Below are 21373 nucleotides of genomic sequence, written 5' to 3' on the forward strand. Positions count from 1 at the left end.
GAAGTCTTTTCCCCTTTTTGCAAAAAAGGCAAGAGAGTCTTTGTAGGTAAAACTTGAAAAGTTTGTACGTACAAAGACACATCTTGCCTATAATAAGCATGTCATTTTTTCAGAGCTCTGAAAAGCGCCCACATAAAACCGTAAGTTATTAATAACCAGAATATTGATTTCATTTATATGGTTTTTGCTGTTGAAAGAAAAAATATTACAAAATATTGAAGTTGGGAGAATACACTAACCTGTATCCATTTCACTCAGGGTAAGAAGATAACCTGAGACATATTTACACAGGTACTGTAATAGGGTGGGTAAAATTTACTCAGGTTAGGAAAAAACATGGGTAACTTTTATGCAGGTTCAACCTAATCTGTATCATTCAAGATCATTGATTCGGTTTCGAGGACACTCGACTTTTTTCTTTATCCTTTACAATTGTAAAAGCAGAATTTGTCTTTTTTATTAATGAGTTTTGATTAGGTTAGAGCAATTGTGATTGAATTGATTCGTATAACTGAGGTTCCGACTTTTTCTTTGCTCACGCCAAGAACAGTATCAGGCACATAAAACCGAAATCCTCCAATTGGAGGATTCGGCTTGAAATCTTTTTGTCCGCAGGATTCAGGAGTGTCTGGAAAAATTGTTGAAGCTTTGCATAAAGAATTTTTTGAGATACCCAAAAAGATTTTTTTATGTGAATGATACTGCCTTACATTTGGCAATAGAAAAAGCAAAAAACCTCAGTTATGGTAATTGAATACTGGTACTTTAATTAGATGACAGGTAAAGATGTGCTACGGAACATCATCCTTTATATATTTCTGTATCCAGGGGATATTTCTTTCATTTTTCAAATGATAGTTAAACCAATCCAGAATTTTCAGGGTAAGGTCTTTCTGTGCTTCTGCCCTGCTTAAGCTGTGGCCTTCTTTATCATAAAACAGGGCAATAACAGACTTCCGGTATTTTCTTAAGGCAATAAACATTGATTTGGTTCCTTCCGGGCTTACATTGCCATCATCAGTCCCCGTCCACAACAGCATCGGTGCACTAACCTTCTGAACTGACATTATCGGATTATTTTTGATATATTTTTCGGGATTTTCCGCAAGGGTAGCCTTAAACCAGTACTGGCGCCCTTCATACCTGTAATAGTCGGGAGCATTAAAATGATAATTGTACGCATAATAAGTCCGTACCACATCAGAAACTGCTGATCCGGAGACATACGCTGCAAAACGGTTCGAATGCCCTGCAATAAAGTTGGTTTCATAACCGCCAAAAGACTGCCCCATAAGTCCAATCCTAGCCATATCCACATTCCTGATTTTCTGTAATTCGTCTAAGGCTTTATTAATGCTTTCCAGCGCTGAAATTCCTGCTCCTTTGTCCGATTGCGAGATATCAGCAAGCAGTACGGCGAAGCCTTCCTCCATCAATAATGGAATGTTCAGCCCTGTAGGATTCGAGAAGGAAGGCCGAAGGAATCTTTTGGTCATATAATCCTGTTTCTCATACACATGGATAACTACAGGATATTTTTTTAAGCGGTCATAATTCAGCGGCATATACAAGGCACCGCTTATGGTTTCTCCATCCGAGCCTTTGTAAGAAATTTTAACCAGCTCTGCCTGTTCAAATTTTTGATTGTTCTGATCTGAAACATACATAACCTTTGCGTCTTCTTTTCCTTTCTTTACCACGAGTCTAGGGCGCTTATTGTAGTTTTCTTCAATCCAGTAGTAATTTTCACCCTGATTCATTCTTTTAAATTCCGTGATCTCATCAGGGGTTGGCTTTTGGATGATATGCAGCTTCCTGTTTTTTAATGAGGCATAGCTGGTATAGCTGGTCTTCGGATTCATGATTTTTAACAGCAAGCTCTTTTTGATATCTGCGGTTCTGAAGTCTCTACCGAATCCTAGTTCCTTACTGATTCTTGTAAAATCCACCAGCTCAATTTCAGAATCATTAGTTGTGGTAAACACTTCTTTCATTTTCTGAATGGCCAGATTATATTCTAAGATCCTGTTTCCACCTACCCATAGCACCTTTTTCTCAGAAGTAAAATAAGGAACCATAGCAGCAGAAAACTTTACATCTTCCATCACCAGGGTTAGCGTATTGAACAGCTGCCAGTTGTTTTCCCTCTGCATTAGCAGGTACTGACCGGAAGGTGATATGACCATCTGTTTCCGCAGGTCCGTAATTAAGGTATATGTATCGGTTATCGCATTCCAGAGATAAAGCCTGTCAAAGCTATTTCCTCCTGCTTTATCCATTTTATCCACCTGCTCCTTATCGGTTTCATACATCAGATAGTGTGAATTGCCGATAGCAGTCTCCCCGAAATATCCGGGACGGGTTATCAGAACCTGCTTACCACTTACCGGTTCCCAGTCCACCTGAATGTATTCAGTTACCGCTTTTGCATGTTTCTTAAGGTCGAAGTCCGTCCCGTACCAGATATCAACCATTCCTTTTGAAGGCGGGATTTTCTTTCCTAATTTAAGGACAATACTATTATCAGAACGGGAAGGATTCAACATCATCTGATCATAGCCATCATACCCGCTTCCATCAAACATATATTGTTTTTTATCCTGAGAAATATAGCATAATTTGGTTTTTCCTTTCTTTCCGGCTTGAATAATGAAGCCTTTCTGTTTCATGCCGGAAGGCAAAATATTGCTCAGCTCATCATTTGTCGAGAAGATCGTTTCAAAAACTCCATCCTTTAAAATTAAGGCTTCATTCAGATCACCTGTCTTTCTCCTGGCAATAGTCTCATCACCTTCGGAATAGATATGCTGAATACCGGAAATACTCTGCCTCAGGTTCGTATCAAGATCATAAACTTCCAGCCTGTTTCCTTCTTTTTCGGTATACAGTACCATAAGAGTATTCTGCTGTTTATTGTAGATGCATTTTTTGACATGATAAAAAAAACGGGATTTTCCTGTTTCGGGATTAAGGTATTCTAGGGTATCTTTTGCCTGTATCACAAGGTGATTCCCCACAAACATGATAAAATCAATATCTTTTCTTTCTTGTCTATTGTCTTTATTCACTGTGCTTTGCAGCATCATTTTCTTTGTCCCGTCAGAAGTGAAAATATACCATGCCAGCCATTTGCCATTATCAGAAGCTTCGGGAAATTTCATTTCTTCGGTATCCTTAACCAGCTTTTCCAGATGCTCATACCGCTGGGCTGAAAGGTTTTGTGGCATGATAATAAGAAGAAATATCCATAATATCCATACGACCGCATAGGAATTTCGCTTTTGGATTGTCTTCTTCATGTAATATTTTCTTAGCACTTCCAGCTTCATATTGCCCATACATGGTTTAGTATCCATCATTTTGCGGTGTTAAGTGATTGTTTAAAAGCATTTCTTTCTGCGGCAACGGTAAATATTGATTGGTTGTTTTCCAGTTAGGCTTTACCGATTGTAAAAGATCCAGCTGTCCCCATCTCTTAAGGTCAATAAACCGGCTTCCGTGTTCTGCAAAAAATTCTTTTCTTCTTTCATTTTTTATTTCTTCCATCGCCTGAACCTGTGAAATGGCAGTACCAAGCGGTGCTAATCCTGCCCTTTGTCTTGTCTGATTGATCAAAGGAACCGCCTGGGCTGTTTTGTTCTGCATGGTTAAAGCTTCTGCCAGCATCAGGTACACATCCTCCAGCCTGTAGATGATAGAATATTCTGTTGTATTGGTAGTAGTCGCTATTTTATATTTTGTCTGCTTATAATTGGTCTGGGAACCAAATACGACCGGGGTGAAATAGTTTTGTCTTCGAAGATCGGTACTTGAAAAAGAAGCGATTAGGTCAGGGTTCAAAACAAATGAGGTGGGCGCACCCACAAAGTTATAAAGTACGGCTTCGCTTGTCGGATCAGTATTGTTCTTAGGTTTCAGCTGCCAGATAATATGCTTTCCTGCTTTCTGAAATACTTTGGAAAGGTCATTTTGAAAAACATAGTCAGTATTCTGGATGATCGTTTGACATAAAGCTTCTGTTTCCTGCCATTTTCCCAGCATCATTTTCATTTTAGCCTGTAAAACCAAGCCTGTCGCTTTGTTCACATAAATCCTTTCTGCATTTCGGTATGCTAGAGGCAAAAGGTTCACCGCTTCCGAAATATCGGCTTCCAGCCTTGACAGGAATTCAGCCTTAGGCATTCTGCTTAAAGTTGAGTTATACATATAATCTGTCGTAGCAGTATATGGAATCTCCCCGTACATCTGGTACAGGTAATAGTAGATAAGGGAGCGGATGAGCATTGCTTCTCCCTTTATCCTGCTTTTTGCTGCTAAGGAAAGGCTTTTGGATTTTTCCACGCCTTCTATGATGCTGTTGGCCATGTATACCTCTTGATAAGCCGTCGACCATACCTGGCTCACGGTAGCATTGGTCGCCAATGGCTGGTTATGGTAGATATCCAGGATGCCGTTTCCGGCACTGGTGAAAACGCAGGTAATATCATCGGTATAATTTCCCAGTAAAGCACCGGAGCCGTCTGTGGTGCCACTGATCACGGAACCGGTCCATAGTCCCGAGTACAGTCCAGCGAGCGCGGCATCTGCGGTTTTCTCATCTTCAAATACCTGCTCTGTGGCCAGCTGGTTGTTCGGAAAATCTGTTTCTATAAATTTCTCACACGATACTGCACTTAAAGCAACATAAAGCATCAAAAGAAGCGCTATGATAGGGTTTATAATATTTTTCATTGTTGTTAGTTGTTAGGAGTTATTACATATAAATCTTCAATCACTAATGATCTCAAATCTTTGTCTTTAATTTTAATCACTAACCATCATCAATCTTAATCGTTAAAAAGTCACCTGGAATCCCAGTGAATAGGTTTTTAGAGGTGGCAGGTAGCCTACGAGATAAAACTCGGGGTCCATTCCAAAGTAATTGGTGATGGTCAGAAGGTTTTGTCCCTGCACATAGATCATGGCTTCTTTGATGCCCAACTTTTGCATGGGAATGCGGTAGTTCAGCTGTACATTCTTAAGCCTGATATAGGAAGCATCACTTATTGCCGCTGTTGAGTTCTGAAAGAACCCGTGCAGGGAAAGCTTCTGGGGGTTGTATCCTGCTGAATATTCCATATAGCTGCCTCCCGGGTTAGATGGTGACCAGGCATCCAGTACTTCTACGGGCTGATTGCTCAGGGCTCCGGGCAGAAGCATCTGACGGTTGTAATTCCAGTTTCTCTGTTTTACAAACTGCCACAGGAAAGATGCTGACCAGTTTCCCCACCTGAAATGATTCGACCATCCGCCAAAAAACCGGACACCCAGCTTTTCTACTGCCTTATTATCGTCAGGGGAGGTAATCTTTCCGTCACCATTAAAATCCTTAAACTTATAGAGTCCGGTTGCAGGGTCTATGCCTTCATACTGGTAGACTTTTGCAATAGTCGTCGGATATCCGATCACGTACTGATTGGAATAGGTAGAGCCTTCCAGGTTCGGAAATTCTACCAACGTATTTTTCGGGATGCTCAGGTTAAAAGAGGTTTCGTATTTGAATTTTCCTTTTCTCAAAACCTGCAACGAGGTATCGAATTCCCAGCCTGTATTCCTGATCTTTGCAGGAAGATTGGACTGAACAGAAGGAAAGCCCGTGGTGGCTGGAAGCGGAATTCCCACCAGCTGATTGGAAGAGGTATTTTCATAATAGGCCCCTGAAAAATTAAAACGTCCGTTCCAGAGTCCTAATTCCAGTGCCAATTCTTTTTTCAACGTTTTTTCCCAGCTGAAATCGGGGTTATACAAACGGGCCGGGTTTAAACCGGTCTGCCCGTTATAAATACCCGATGAAATGATATAGGTATTGAGGTACTGATAATCTCCTATCTTGTCATTTCCCGTTCTTCCGATGCTTCCCCGAAGCTTACCCAGGCTCAGCCATTTTACATCTTTCAGAAATGGCTCTTCTGAGAAAAGCCACGCCACGCCTACGGCTTCGAAGTTTCCGAAACGGTTATTAGCTCCAAAACGGCTGGAACCGTCCCGCCTACCGGTAAGGTTCACAATATATCTTTTTTTCAGCTGATAATTAAAGCGGGCAAAAACTGCCGTATAATTATACTGGCTGCGGACCTGGTCAGAGATGGTTTTTACGCTGGCGGCCCCGATATTATCAATCAAAGCGTTGCTCTCAAAGCCTTTTCCCTGGATTGCTCCCTGCTCTGATTGTGTTTTTTGCAGAGTTGCTCCCAGCAAGAATTCGAACTGGTGATTTCCGGTTTTGTAAGCGCCCACCAGTTGGGGTTCGAGGATATAGGAAAAGTTCACCTGGTTATTCCGGGAAGAGGTGGAATTCATGCTGGTCTGTCCGAAAGAAGGATTATTAATCGTATGGGGCTTTATTGAACGTTCTTCGAAATTCTGATAGCTGATTCCGGCATTCATCTTTACAGAAAGAAAAGGAAATAGCTTATAAGACACATTCAGGCCGTTATTAAAAAAGGCGGTCTTATTAAAATACTCGCTCAGAAGTGAAGCCACCGGATTATTGAACGTTCCGTTTTCCCAGTTGATGCTCCCCTCTGCGGTATAGAGTGCCGGAGCATTAGGGCTCAGCATAATACTCTTTAGCGTAAGGTCGTCATTCTGCACATTGTTCTGCTGAAAAGAGAAGGTATTTACCAGGTTAAATTCCAGTCTCCTGTCGGGGGTAAGGTAGCTGAAATTGGCATTGATGGTATTGGTTTTATACCTGAAATCAGCTGGCAGTACAGTGGTCTGCTCATTATGGCCATAGCTGATCTGGTAAGAAAAGTTTTCAGAGCCTCCGCTTAAAGAAAGCTGAACGGCGTAGGCATCTGCTATGTTTCCGATCTGTTCTTTCTGCCAGTCAGTGTACCTCCTCTGATCCCAGGTACCGTTGATGTCATACATGGTAGTGGGATAGGTTACATTATCATTCTGGAATGCCTGGCGGCGCATACCAATGTACTGCTCCGTGTTCATCATTTCCATAGGCCGTGTAATTCTGCTTAAGGAATACGAGGTATTAAGCTTAAGTTCCGATCTTCCTTTCTTTCCTCTTTTAGTGGTTACAATGATCACTCCGTTGGCACCTCTTGATCCGTAAATGGCTGTGGCATCTGCATCTTTTAATATCTCAAAACTCTCGATATCATTCGGGTTGATCGCATTCAGTGGATTGATGGATGACCAGGGAAGAATTTTATTGGAATACAGCGAGGGGGTCTCCGAAGCTTGGGGAACACCGTCTATAATATATAAAGGCTCATTGCCCTCACGGCGGATACTGTTCTTCCCTCTGATCTGAATATCGAATCCACCTCCGGGAGTGCCGGTATTCTGGGTAATGCTTACCCCTGACATTCGCCCCTGCGCAGCGGACAATACATTGGTGACAGGCTGATTTTCAATATCCTTAGCGGATACTTTGGCAATGCTTCCGGTACGTTCTTTATCTTTGACCTTATAATACCCTGCATTCAGCACCACTTCTTTAATATGGCTCACTTTTTCTGATGCAGTCTTATTTGAAGGGATTAAGGTATCGGTCTTTTTCCTAAGTAAAGAAGCTTCAGGGGTATTCTTTCGGGAGATCGTATCTGAACTGCTCCGCAGCTGCGCCTGAAAAGAGGTGCCTGCTACCGTCAACATAAGGGTACAAGAGATGCCCCCTATGCTGGTATAGGATTTTTTCATAAATTTGAAAAGTTTTAATTCGTTAAACGACAGCTCTTTCTCTACGGTCTGCAAACTTTAAAGGAAAGGGCTTTTTTATTTCTTACAATACAAATAGTACAGCCTTATGTATCGTTGTAATAAGTGAAGGCGAGTTTCATGTTTGTTCTTTATATTTTCTTTGTGTTTTGTAATTTTTGCCGTTTTTTAATTTGTTGTACGTGGAAACCTTATATCAAGTTTCCAGCCTAGTTAAGTAACTGCAAGACATCAGAAAACATGAAATATGAATGAAATTTGTATCCAAACAAAGCCGTAAAGCCGCAATAGGTTGTACACCTTATTGTAACAATCTTGAATGAGAACTCATCTAACTACAAATCAAACAGCTCAACCTTCTGATTGGGCAGGCCAGTCCACAATTTGTTTTTTGTATTAAATCCCCTTCGTTCTGAAAAATAATTTGGAAAATCAAAAGAAAGCGAGTACTTTTAAGGTGTGAGTTTAAAGCGTATTCTGGCTTTCCTTTACAATTAAAGGAATTTCGGAATGTGGCGGTTATTAGTTATCCTATCCCCTGCCTGTTACTTTATTGCAGACAGTTTTGGTAAAAAGCGGTAAGTGTTTTTATCTGCAATGCTGCCGGACTACTCCGGAGGGCAAATAAGCAGAATGATTGAAAATGTCGTCCTCATAAATATAGTTTTATATATGGAACGATGCTTTAATCTATGAGAAGAATTCCTGCAAAAAAGCAAGGAGCGGTCTCACACTTTAGAGTCAAGGGTGACCAAACCCAACTTTAAATCCTAAGATTATAAAGCTCCAATCTAAAGTTAACGTGAGAACCGCTCGCATGCCGACACAAAAGTAGTGAACTTTTTAGACATGGAGCGATATCACGGTTCTCTCGATTGGAAATTTGGTCATTTTGACTCGAGAAAACATCGTCAATTAATGCCTAAGTGGCTTAATTATCAAATCGCTAAAGCAAATATAAAAAAAATAATTCAAATACCAACATGTGGGTATAATAAAGTTTAAAAAAAATGAAAAAAATAGTAGAATATACAGTTATCTATTTTGATTATATATTCATTCAACACGTGAAAAAGATCAGAGAGCAACAAGGGTTAACCCAAGAACAACTAAGTTTAAAGATGGGACTTTCTAAAAGCTTTGTAGGAAGCGTTGAAAATTTAAAAGAAAGACATAAGTATTCTACTCGACATATAACTTTACTAGCAAAGGCTTTAGAATATAAAAATATTTCAAAATTAATGAATATTCCCACCCCTGAATTTGACAGGGTTAAACTGACAATCCAAGTAACTTTAAATAAAAGTGGCACTAAAACTATTAGCTCCGAATTAATAAAGATAGAACCTATTTAATTGTAATATTAATCTGATTATAAGCATTGTGAGTAAGAAAAACAAAAAATAAATTCTCTTTTATTATTCTTATTGAAGAATCAATTTAGTGGAAATAAAATTGCATGAAAGTTACTTAAAATAAAAATATATAAAAACTGTAGGAATAGCATTACTAAATATATGAATCATAAGACAGTATAGAAAACCATATCTTATTCTTATGAATCCGGCAGTTAAACCAAAAATAAATTGAGGTAAGGTCAATAAAGGTAAAACCAAAAGAGAGTGAAAACTTATTTTGAAATTAGAAATATGCAATAAGGCAAAAAGCGAAGTTAAAATATAGAAAATTGCTTTAAAATTTTTTTTATGAAAATCTGCTAAAATAGTTTCATAATTTTTTACTTTAAAATAGAATATGATTCCAATTAAGATTGAGATGAGTATTGAAGCTATAATTCTTATAAAGTAAAAGTTTTCTGTAGTAAATGCAGTTTGCTCCTTCAATATATTGTTTACTACAGAAAAAGCTATACCACCAACTGATAAAGATATATTAAGTCTTGAATAAATCAAAGATAATCTAAATACTATTTCTTCTAATAAAGGCAATAATAGACATGATAAAAAAATAAAATAAAAACTAAAATCAATTTCATTATCTGTTCTCTTAGGAATATTAATGAAATAGTGTATAATAATCGATATACAAACTCCCAATATCAAGCTGAAAAAATATATAATTAGAACTTGATAAATTTTTTTGTATATAGGAACTGAAGTGTTGTAATATAGAGAAGGTCTATATAAAAACTTAAAAAAATCGTTTCTTACAAAATTGAACATTTTATTAAAAAAATCGATACTAATAAATTTAAAAATAAAAAAATAAGAGAGCCAACCTTAGTTCTCTTACTTCTTAGTTATTAACTTATAATACTGAGGTTATCGAATCATTGATATTTTTAGAAACTGTAATTATATCCCACCGTACAGGTCATTTCATTTAGGTTAGGATTTTCAACCGCCTGGTCTGTATTTCTGAACATCTGGATGAAATTCAGGTCAAAGCTATGTTTCTTCCACGGCATATAATTAGCCCCCAATCTGAAATTCATGACATTGATGTTTGCGGTAGAGCTGCCGGAATGGTTATAGGATGCTCCAATACTTGTCTTTAGCTTATCTTCCTTAAGAAAAGCCTTTGTAAATGTTACAGCCGGCCCCCAGATGTTTGATTTTTGGGAAGCGGCATACATGTGGGTGAAATTAAAAGACGTTGCTATATTCATCTTCTTTTCCGGGAATCCGAGCGTATAATTGACATTGGCGTTATGAAATCTTGATAAGCCTCCCCTTCTCACAATACCGTTTTCCCTGTTGACCATTTCATTCAAAGAATAATTGACATTAATATTCTGTACTTTTTCCTTACTGCTGGAAATAATATAGTTGATATTTACATTCGTATTCTGTGAAATCTGCTTATAATCTATCGAATCCTTTGGCTGCTGAATGAGTATGGGATTATTATTAATGTTATTGAACTGGTTAAGCTGCTTGTTGGTGAACATTGTAAAGTTAGAGTAGCTCGCCGTAATCATCAATTTGTCTGATGCTTTAAAATTGGCGTTCACCGCTCCTACCCAACGGCTCGTCTGCTTAAATTTCTGATTATCCAGATTATCACGCTGTCTTCCTATATTGGCTGAAAGAGCTAATCTGTCTTTTAACAAGGTAAAAGAAGAATTAAGCGTGATACTTTCCAGATCATTATTGAAATAATAAGCACCGAGCGTTTTGTACCCCGGATCTATTCTTTCATATTTTATTCCTAACATTCCCTTTTTAAGCTTCAAATTGACTCCGCCATTATAGGCAGAATAGCTCTCCATAGACGAATTAGGTGAAAGAAACCTGGCTGCCAATCCTTTTTTTTCTGCACCGCTTGAAGTTGCCCTCAGATCATTAACCAAAGCGGTATTGGCATATTCTCCAAAGACTTCAAGGTTTTTATCGATCATAAAGCTTCCTGTCATGGATAGTACCAGATTCTCCTGTGGCAACACTCCCTTTGCATCTGGAGCTGCTGACAGTGAACCCACATCGTCCTTTGCATAAAATCCGATCAGCCCCACTTTATATCTTTCTTTCTCCCATCTCAAATGAGCACCATATCCCATTCTCCTGTAAGCGGGAATGGTATTGGGATTACCGTCATCTTCAATAGCTTTGTTAAGCCTTCCTGTCATGAGTGCTACTTTAAGAGGCATATTAGGGTTCAGCTCCAAGCCGGCACCGGTAAATAACAATCCATTAAATGTATAAGGCGAAAACGTCATATTAGCATCCCCGATATAAGCCTTTATCCACTTGTATTTTGGTGCAATACTTATTCTATTGAATTTAAAAGGTACCTGGTACCCTAATTGACTTCCCTGATTGGTTAAACTATACGATATGGGCATTGACCATTTATACAACCCTAAATTTAAATTTCCATTCAGAAAATAGGTAAACGGGGCTCTTCCATTATAAACATTGGAACTGTAAAAAACAGAATTAGCAGAAACTCCTCCACTTATTTTAAAAGGATTCTTTTTGAGCTCCTCCATTGTCCTTTTCCCCAGATTTTCCAAATCTACCTCCTGTGCTTTATACATGGTACCGGCAGAAACAAATAGAGCCAGCATGAAGCTTCTTTTATAGATTTTCTTCATAATTAAGGCTGCTTTTGAACTTTAATATCCACCAAAATGTAAGAGCTTAAACCATTAGCCACAAAGCTCTTAACCTTAACAGCTCCTTTTCTGCCATCTGCGGTTTGGAACAGGATAACCCTTGGAACCACAGAATTACTGAAAGGTGATTTTCCAGCATTGGTTTCTGTAACCGTAATAGTATTAAAATCATTTCCGGCATCCAGAGCATCAAACCCTGATGAAGAAAGCTGTGTTCCTACTAGTTCCTGTGAGTTGATCACTTTAGTATGAGTAGCATTAGGAATAGCTAAAAATCCATTATTCTGAGCCTCATCCGGTGAAACAAATTGGTTATATATAAAGGATGAATTCAATCCAAAAAAAGCAAAATCTATTTTTGAACCATTGGCTGCATTTACTTCATTCTGCTTAAGCACAGTTCCCAATTCGGATGAAAAGAAAGAACCTACTGTTGAGCTGGCACTGCTTATTCCCAACTGAATATTTGAAAATGATAACAGATTGGCATCCGGTAAAACGGTTACCTGTTTCTGTAAAATCTTAGTTTCTTTATCGTTGATTGCTTTTAAAATAATCGTATATGTTCCTGCCGCCGGTAAATTAATGTCCGGGCTAACCGCTGTTGAAGTTGCAGGATTAGCGCCTACAATGGTCCATTCATAGGTAAAAGCATTGGTGGAAAGGTTATTGAGATGCAGCAATACTGGAGCTTGATAATCATTATCAATAGGATCAACAGTCCAGTTAAAATCTATGGTCATTGCCGGCTTTATGGTAACTATTTTCTGGGTTGAATAAGTTTCCAGTCCATTGGAAATTGTTAATTTAATAATATGGTCGCCCGGAGTTGTAAATACCACATCCGGGTTTTTGGCATTGGAAGTTGCAGGACTTCCTCCCTCAAACTCCCAAAGGTATTGTGTAGCGCCTAAAGATTTGTCTATCATATGTAAGGTTACCGGAGAAATATCACTGCCCTGCACCTGCCATTCGAAATCTACATTCATCGCAGCATCAGCTTTTACCTCAATTTCTTTCTCGTCTACATTTCCATCTTTATTGGATGCCTTTAGTTTTATTTTATAGACTCCGGGACTGGCATAAGTGATGGGTAAAGGGCTTTTTTCTGTAGAACTTGTTACTGAAGCTCCTTCAAATGACCATTGGTACGTCTCCGCCCCTGTCGATTTATTGGTAATTTCCACTTTTACAGGCACGGAATAATCATCGTTTATCACTTTTATACTAAAATCAGCCTTTACCAGAATACTTTCTTCCACTGCGCACGCATTAAATGCAAATGCGAGTACAGCAAAAAGAAGGAAGTATATTGTCTTTAGATTCTTATAAAATTTCATTTGTTAATTTTTAGTTTGACATGGTTATTATTGTACAAGCATTTTCTTTACCAATGCCTCATTACCTGTTTCGAGTATAATCAGGTAAGATCCGCCCGGAAGCGATGTATTGAATGGTACTGTAAAATACGTTGATGGAGTCAACTTTGTGGCAGGATACACTTCATGGGAAATCATATCAATAATTCTGATATTAATGATAGCCGCTTTTTCCAGACCCACCAATACTTTAAACACTCCGTTATTAGGGTTCGGAAGAATGGTAAACTCCCTAACATTGGAAGCTTTTTCGGGATTAAGGTTTACTCCTGAAGTATTTTCTTCCACTATCACTTTTTTATAGAATGTCTTTTCGCATGCTCCCTGAGTTCCTTTAAGTCCAATTTCATAAGCTCCAAGCTTAGAGAATTTCAGTTCTAAGAAATCCTTTGTTTTATTAATAACCTGGATATCCGGTGTATCAGGAATAACCCATTCTACAGTCTGTGGCTGTGTTGGTGATGTATTGACCAATACTACTGTTGCTTCTCTGTACGCATGGGTGGTAAGCATAAATTGTGGATTCAAAACTTCTGAAGAGTTTTTAATTATAACGCTGTCAGTAGCTGTACAACCTTTTGAATCTGTAATGAGTACAGTATACGTTCCCGCATTAGATAAAGTAATTGACGGATTTGTAGAAATTATATTTCCGTTTTGATCTTTCCATTGATAGGTTGCTGCCGGATCACTAATTGCCACATTATAAGTTTGGCTGTCTCCTAAGCACAATGTAATGTCCTTTCCTAAATCTACAATAAGCTGCGTGGGATCTGTCAGCGTATAATTTCTGAAGATACTGCATCCATTAGCATCTGTAACAGTAACAGTATATGTTCCCGCAGGGATATTAGTATTATTTTCACCTGTTACGCCATTGGACCAGGTTATCGTATAAGGCGCAGTTCCTCCTGAGATACTCACTTTAATTTCACCATTATTGGCACCAAAACAGATCGGGCTTTGTACTGATAGATCATTAATAAGCAGCTGATTGGGTCCTTGGATCTGAACACTTCCGCTTACTTTACAATTTTTCGTATCATTAACCAAAACAAAATAGTTTCCTGCCGAAAGGCCTGTTACCGTAGGTGTCGTATCATTGGTATTCCATTGGTAGGTGTATCCGCCTGTTCCTCCTGTGGCGGTCACGGAAACCTGACCACTGCTTTGGTTGTAGCAGGCAATTGTATTGGCAGAAAGAGTTATCGCAAGTTCTGCCGGAAATACTAAAGTATATTGTGTATCTGCCATATTGTTATTGGCATCTTTCACCAATACTTTATAGGTCCCTGTGGTAAGATTTCCTAATGTTGACTGTGTGGCTCCCGGTATGTTTTGGAAAAGCCCGCCATTTAAAATCTGCCATTGATAAGTATAAGTTCCTACACCACCTGTTACAATAGCTTTAAGGATACCGTCTTCTGCCTCATCCGGAACTCCATTGTTATCCAAATCCGGTTTATACTGGTAATTATTGGCTATATTACAGGATATCTGTTTGTCAACCTGGATGTTAACGGTAAGAGGATCTGGCTGGCTTACAATGAATTCCTGGGAGATAATTCCACAATTACCTAACTGGCTTGATGCATTGGCATAATTTTTATCTTTTACCGTTAAGTAGTAATTCCCGGCCGGAAGCCCATCTATCTTAATGGTATAAGGATTATTTACCAAATCAGTCGTAATTCCTGTACTGATAACCGGCCCAGTTGGGCTGTCTTTTCTCCATTCGAAATTGTAAGACCCGTCTGTATTAGGTGTTCCGCCGATCACTCTCACAGAGATGTAGCCATTGCTTAATCCATACCCTGTTGGCTGTGAAATATCAACTTCAGCAGGTGGAATTGCAATAGCTGCGCTAGGTTGGGTAATAGTAACTGTAATTTCTTTTTCAGCGCCATTTTCCTTGGCTACACAAAGATTGGAATCTCTTACTTTGATTTTATAAATTCCTGCTGCAAGGTTCTGTATCTGGGTAGTATTTCCACTGCTGAAATTCGTCCAATCCAAAAAGGGTTGTCCGTCTTTGGTTACTTTATACTGAAACTGGTTTTGTCCTCCTGCTGCGGTTAAATTAATAACCCCATCACTTCCCTGAAAACAGTACACATTGGTTTGTGAAGTCATGGAAAAAGTAACCGGAGTGGGTTTTGTTATCTCAAAATTAATCGTGTGACTTGGGCTGTCGGTATAGGTTGCATTTCCATTATAAGTTCCTAACAAATCCAATTTATAGGTCCCGGGTGGTAAATTTTGTAAGGTGTATGAAGTGCTGGCCTGCAAATCACCAGTAATATCCTGATTTAAAACCGCAGCACCTGTTACGGTATTGACCAATGATATCTTTAAAGTTTCACCAGTTACAAGCGTTCTGTCGAAGTTTAAAGTTACCGTACCATCTGTAGTATCAAAGCATTTGGTAGGAGTAACCGTACTTGAAAGAATATGAGGAGCAGATTTTATCATGGTTAAAACGACAGGCGAAGAAACAGACTGATAAACTCCGTTGGACAAACAAGAGGCAACTCTAAAGTAAATGTTCTGGCCAATATATTGTGAATAATTATTTCCAAAAAGGTCTTTGGCAGAAACGCTTAGCTTGTTGAGATTTGATAATGAAGGCGATATATCAACCCAGTTTACATTATCCAAGCTATACTGATAATGGTATAAATTTGCCGCAAATCCCTGTCTGGCATATAAATTAATTTTATCCTCAGAAGGCAAAACCGTATTTGTAGCTCCTGCATCGGTTAATGATACTAATGTATGAATAGGAGTTACCTTCATCTTATACGATATCCATGTCATTCTCGGTGAATGGGTATCAACATTATAGTTATTCTCATTACATATATTGATGGCATCATACTGATCGTAGTTGGCATCTGTACCGGTCCTGAAATTCACAAATCCCTCAGTATGGGCAGTAACAGGGAGCTTTGATGAAGTTTGCGGAGGGCTTAATGTCCAGTTATTCTCATTATCCCCATTATTAGCAATGGGTCTGAAATACAGATCTTCAGTAGAATTATCATTATAAATAACCGTAATGGTAACATGAGAGCTTGTATTGTTTTTCACTCCGGCATTAACACTGTAGTTAAGACCATATAGTTCAATCTTATATTCAGCCTGTCCTCCTTGCCCCCAAAGAAAGATATTGGTTATTATTAATAGCAGTAATAAAAATTTTTTCATTGTTTTCGTATTGTATTTGTGTCCTAATATTCGATTGTGATTTTTTCAGTTTTAGCAACCTGATTGCTTTTTAACATCGGCTTTAATAAATAGGTATATGAATTTCCTACCTGAACCGATTTATCTTCAAGAAAATTCTGTGCTCCATTGAGTGTTCCCCACATCGTTGGCTTTTCAGTGCCTTTCTGACGGTAGACTACAATTTCTCCAACATCTTTACCATTGATCTTCCAATTAAGGTCGATTTGTTTTTTATCCCTGTTCGCAGATCCTGAAAGATTGGTCAATATTGATAAAGCCTCAATTTTGTTGCTTCTGAGTGTCATTTCCTGAGACTTATCAGATTTCAGCTTGCTTTTATCAATGGCCAACAAATAATACGTGTAGCTTTTATCTGCTTCTACCTCTTTATCAGTGTACGTATAGTCCGGTTTTATATCTTTAGTCTCATAAATCATTTTCCAGCTTTTGTCAGCATCATCTTTCGCCTTACGGAATAATTGGTGAACCTCAACATCATCACTATGGCTTCTCATCCAGTTAATGGTAATTTTACCATCATCTTCCAGCTTATATTCTGTAAAAACCGGAGTTTGGGGTTTCACTTTATCGGGCTTTTCCAATTCAAGAATAATTGATGGATTAGATTGATTTTTTCTTCTGTCTGTTGCCGTGACATAATAATATACTTTCGAATTAAGATTCTCTAAAACAACCTGATCTTCAAAATGATTTTTAGTGATCGCCCGAGGAGTTAAACGTACCAATTCGTCTCCTTTTTGAATTCCTCTGAAAATATGGTAGCCTTCCAGATCTTTTTCAGTATTGGCTTTCCATTTCAAATGGGCTACTCCCAGTGAATCTATTTTCCCTTCAAACTGTAGTGGTGTTTCCGGCGGTGTTGTATCATTAGGCTGTGCAAGAACCGAGAAAGATTCTCTTTTATCACCAGCTTTACCAATAGCCTGTATTTTATAATAATTGGAGGGTGCTAAACTTTTTGTAATGATGCTCCTGCTACTAACCGGAATCTTGTTTTTGATCACTTTATAGGTGTTCTGTAGATCAGTTTCGGAGTGCAATAATTCGAAAGAAGCAATATTTTTTTCGTCTTCCTGAGGGAATTCCCATTCAAGTTTGATGTCTTCATTTTCATCAATAATGAAATCTGAGATTCTTGGTGTTGCTTCAAGGCTTTTCTTTCCATCTCCTGAAACCACATCGGAATAAGGACCATAATCTCCGAAGATTGTTTTCCCGCGGATACGGTAGCTGAATTTAGAATTATTTTGAGCTAAAGAATCCACAAAGATCATTCCCTGCACCTGTCTTCCATCGTTGTCATTCATATTCATCACAGGAAGATCCCCTAAGGATTTGAAGCTGGCTCCATCCTGAGATTTTTCAACATAATAAGCTGTATACGTATCTCTTAATTGTAAATATTCCCATGAAAGGGTAACGGTTTTATCTTTAAATATTCCGATAAAATCAAGAGGTTTAGGAAGATCATGAGTTGATGAAACGGCCGCTAAGGCATCTCCTTTCTGTACTAACAAGGCTCCTTCGGAAGTATTGATGCTTACGGTATAAAGATATCTTTCATTAGACTTTACATTGGTATCTGTATAAGCCCAACCTGCAAGTTTTGCCACTTCAAAATCCAGGTCAGCAGCCATTAAAGCATAAGCAAACCGCTGCTCGACTTCCTGAGATTTGTTGACTACACCTTCCAGCTTTCCTTGTTTCTCTCCCATTTCCACCTCGAAACTATCTCCGAAAAGGGATTGCGCAACAATGGCTGCATTATCATTTTTCTCAACCACCTTCTTCCATTCGTTTTCGGAAGCGGGTTTGAAGATCCCTAAGTCTTTTTCTTCTGCTTTTGGAAGAACTTTACCGTCACGGGAAAGGGTGAATCTTTTTAAAGAAAATCCAATTTTATTGGCTTTCTGCCAGGCTATAGGTTCATCTACTGCCCATCGCAAAGAAATACGGTCTTTCTTACCGTCTACTTTTAGACGGATATGAGGAATGATTGTTTTGTCTTTATCCTTCTGCTGTCCCCATAAAAAAGGAAACGAAAACAGCAATAGCAGTAATAAATATTTATTCAAAATATGTTGTTTTTTTAATTTCATACGTGTTGCGTAATGGCTAATTTAAAATGTAACTCACAAATTCATCCACTCTCTCATAAGGAATACCAGTATGAGGTGACTTAATTTTCAAAGTATTCCAAGGTCTCCATTCATCAAAAAGGATTGTATTCGTTATCTTATGATGTTCTAAAATCCCATCTATAAAATAATCTTTTAATGGCATTTCCAATACTCTTTCAACACCATCTTTGGTAAGGACAATTTTATATTCCAATTCACTTTTATCATTAATATGAAAAGTAAATACTCCACTATCCCAAGAGCTCAAATATTCTAATTCATCATCATTGTCATATTGAGTCGGCAGTAAATTATTATCTTTTTCAAACTCAAATATCATAGACATCATTCTTTCATTTGCCCACTGGAAAAATACTTCAGCACCTTTTAATAGATCTTGTCTATCTTGTTCTGCGTCCCACCAGTATTTTTCAGAATAAGTTCCCTCACTGCTTAAAATAAATTTATATCTATTGAATTTATTTCCAGTGTCTTTTGATTTACTATAACTTTCCCTCAACCTATCAAAGAGTATTCTAATTTCTTTAAAGTCAATCCAAAAATCTTCTTCATTATTGTTTTCATCAGTGAAAAATAATGACTCATATCCCATTGATCCCGGAGTAATTCTTATAACTACCTCAGCTTGCTTCCATTTATAATTATTTAAATGCGAGTCTAAAATTTCAATAATATTCTTCATTAACTTTATTCCAATATATAACTCACAAATTCATCCACTTTATCATAAGGAATACTATTATGAGGTGATTTAATTATCAAAGTATTCCAAGGCTTCCATTCATCTGAAAGTTCTGTATTAGTTATTTGGTGGTGTTCTAAAATTCCTTCTATAAAATAATCTTTCAAAGACATTTCCAGAACTCTTTCAACTCCATCTTTGGTAAGCACAATTTCATATTCCAATTCATTTTTATCATTAATATGAAAAGTAAATACCCCGCTATCCCAAGAACTCAGATATTCTAATTCATCATCGGCATCATATTGAGTGGGTAATAAGTTATTTTCTTTTTCAAATTCAAAGATCATTGACATCATTCTGTCGTTTGCCCATTGAAAAACTACTTCTGCTCCTTTAAGTAAATCTTGTTTATCTTTTTCTGAATCCCACCATTTATTTTCTATAGTCTTACCGTCTGAAAATATTTCAATCTGATATTTATTAAATCTTTTAGATACATCATTTAAACTTTGATTATACTGATTGTTTATCAAATTGAGTAGATTATCTATTAATTTAAATTTTATCCAAAAAGAATTAGTGGTTCCATACTCATCTATATATTCTATTTTATCATAACCAATTGCTCCTCCATTAATATTGAAAATAATATTAACCTTTTTCCATTGCACATCTTTAAGTTGATTAAAAATCACTTCCATAATATTACCTACTCTAAAATATAACTCACAAACTCATCCTTTTTATCTGAAGGAATATCATTATGTGGCGATTTCAAAACCATCGTATTCCATGGTTTCCATATATTAGAAAGTTCTGTGTTCGTGGAATGATAATGTTTCAAAATTCCTTTAATAAAATAGTCCTTTAATGGCATTTCCAATACTCTTTCAACACCATCTTTGGTAAGGACAATTTTATATTCCAATTCACTTTTATCATTAATATGAAAAGTAAATACTCCACTATCCCAAGAACTCAAATATTCTAATTCATCATCATTGTCATATTGAGTCGGCAGTAAATTATTATCTTTTTCAAAATCAAATATCATAGACATCATTCTTTCATTTGCCCATTGAAAAAATACATTAGCATAATCAAATAAATCTTGATGTTCTTTACCTATGTCCCACCAATATTTATCGGAAAAAGTACCATCAATATTAATCTCTATTCTTACATGATTAAATTTTTGTTCAGAATCCTTAAGTTCTTCATATCTTTCAGCCATTTCTCTCACAACACTTCTTATAGGTTTATTGGAAACTAATGACTCTACGTACCTATTATCTTTCTCATATTGAACAATAAAATTGTAACTACCCTGTAATGTGAATATGTAGTCGACAATTAATTTGTCATATTCAAATTCCTTGTAGTAATTTTTTATTTCTGAGACTAAATGATTAATATCCATTTTACTATTATTAAGGGTTAGTAATTCCTTCTTTACTCAAACTATTATTATGTTAACCGTCGACGTACACATCTACGTCAATTGCATTTGGCCTTTTTGAATTTCCAGTAAAATAAAGCAGCTAGCTTTTGCAGATTCTAAACCTTTACAAGAAAGTAAAACAATTTCTTTTAATCTTCATTAGTTATATTCTTATAATACATTTGGGCTATTTCTAATTTACTTTCATAATAAAGGATATTTATTTTTTCAACAAAATACTCTTCCAATTCACCATTTAGGCAATCATAAATGATATATTTTATTCGATCATACAATAAATTTTTAATTTTTCTAGAATTTCGAAACGTATCTATATATTTTTTTTGTAAATATAGATGTGCTATTAACCTTGTAATTTGAATGTTAGTTTTTTTTGTTTTTTTCAGATTTAGAAGTACTAAGTTTATAGCTTCTACTAAATCTAATATACTTTCTTCATAATTAAAAAGACCCAATCTAAAACCTTCTGTCTTTTTACTTGATTTCGATCTATAAAGTCTCTGCAATTGCTTCTCTTTACTACTTATATTATTCCAAGTTTCATCCGTATCTGCTTCATCAAAATTATATTCACTATCTAGCCATACAAATTCTTGTTTTAAGTCTTTATATGGGCCTAAGTAATTTGAATAATTTTCCTTAATATTTCTCCAATCCATA

At 37.1% G+C, this 21373-nt stretch carries 12 protein-coding genes; 1 reads left to right on the top strand and 11 read right to left on the bottom strand.

Features of this window, described 5'->3' with window-relative positions; genetic code table 11:
* Positions 1-791: 791 nt before the first annotated feature.
* From CQ046_RS07655 to CQ046_RS07665, 3 genes are all read right to left on the bottom strand, one after another.
* Entirely contained in the window at positions 792-3359 is a 2568-nt protein-coding gene (locus tag CQ046_RS07655; protein WP_105701692.1) for an alpha/beta hydrolase family protein, read from the bottom strand.
* Positions 3346-4731, bottom strand: a complete 1386-nt coding sequence (locus CQ046_RS07660; protein ID WP_228406901.1) for a RagB/SusD family nutrient uptake outer membrane protein — start codon at positions 4729-4731, stop codon at positions 3346-3348. The genes CQ046_RS07655 and CQ046_RS07660 overlap by 14 nt, the downstream gene beginning before the upstream one ends.
* 102 nt (positions 4732-4833) lie before the next feature.
* Entirely contained in the window at positions 4834-7701 is a 2868-nt protein-coding gene (locus CQ046_RS07665; protein WP_105701801.1) for a SusC/RagA family TonB-linked outer membrane protein, read from the bottom strand.
* Positions 7702-8729: 1028 nt separating this feature from the next.
* Here CQ046_RS07665 and CQ046_RS07670 point away from each other — a divergent pair.
* On the top strand, positions 8730-9074 hold the full coding sequence (locus CQ046_RS07670; protein ID WP_105701693.1) for a helix-turn-helix domain-containing protein: 345 nt from the start codon (positions 8730-8732) through the stop codon (positions 9072-9074).
* 947 nt (positions 9075-10021) lie between these two features.
* On the opposite strand, the gene CQ046_RS07680 is transcribed toward CQ046_RS07670, so the two are convergent.
* From CQ046_RS07680 to CQ046_RS07715, 8 genes are all read right to left on the bottom strand, one after another.
* Positions 10022-11776, bottom strand: a complete 1755-nt coding sequence (locus tag CQ046_RS07680; protein WP_228406902.1) for a hypothetical protein — start codon at positions 11774-11776, stop codon at positions 10022-10024.
* A 2-nt stretch (positions 11777-11778) separates the two neighbouring features.
* Complete coding sequence (locus CQ046_RS07685) at positions 11779-13137, bottom strand: PKD domain-containing protein (protein WP_105701695.1); 1359 nt, start codon at positions 13135-13137, stop codon at positions 11779-11781.
* Between the two features lie 27 nt (positions 13138-13164).
* Positions 13165-16383, bottom strand: a complete 3219-nt coding sequence (locus CQ046_RS07690) for a SprB repeat-containing protein (RefSeq protein WP_105701696.1) — start codon at positions 16381-16383, stop codon at positions 13165-13167.
* 23 nt (positions 16384-16406) lie between these two features.
* Positions 16407-18500, bottom strand: coding sequence for a hypothetical protein (locus CQ046_RS07695; RefSeq protein ID WP_123906587.1), 2094 nt, complete (start codon positions 18498-18500; stop codon positions 16407-16409).
* Positions 18501-18540: 40 nt separating this feature from the next.
* Entirely contained in the window at positions 18541-19248 is a 708-nt protein-coding gene (locus CQ046_RS07700) for a hypothetical protein (protein ID WP_105701698.1), read from the bottom strand.
* 5 nt (positions 19249-19253) lie between these two features.
* Positions 19254-19952 (bottom strand): hypothetical protein, encoded by a 699-nt coding sequence (locus tag CQ046_RS07705; protein WP_105701699.1) that lies wholly within the window; start codon positions 19950-19952, stop codon positions 19254-19256.
* Between the two features lie 8 nt (positions 19953-19960).
* Entirely contained in the window at positions 19961-20671 is a 711-nt protein-coding gene (locus CQ046_RS07710) for a hypothetical protein (RefSeq protein WP_105701700.1), read from the bottom strand.
* Positions 20672-20841: 170 nt separating this feature from the next.
* Positions 20842-21372, bottom strand: a complete 531-nt coding sequence (locus tag CQ046_RS07715) for a hypothetical protein (protein WP_105701701.1) — start codon at positions 21370-21372, stop codon at positions 20842-20844.
* Position 21373: the final 1 nt, after the last annotated feature.

Source organism: Chryseobacterium sp. MYb7, from assembly GCF_002979455.1.
GTDB lineage: Bacteria > Bacteroidota > Bacteroidia > Flavobacteriales > Weeksellaceae > Chryseobacterium.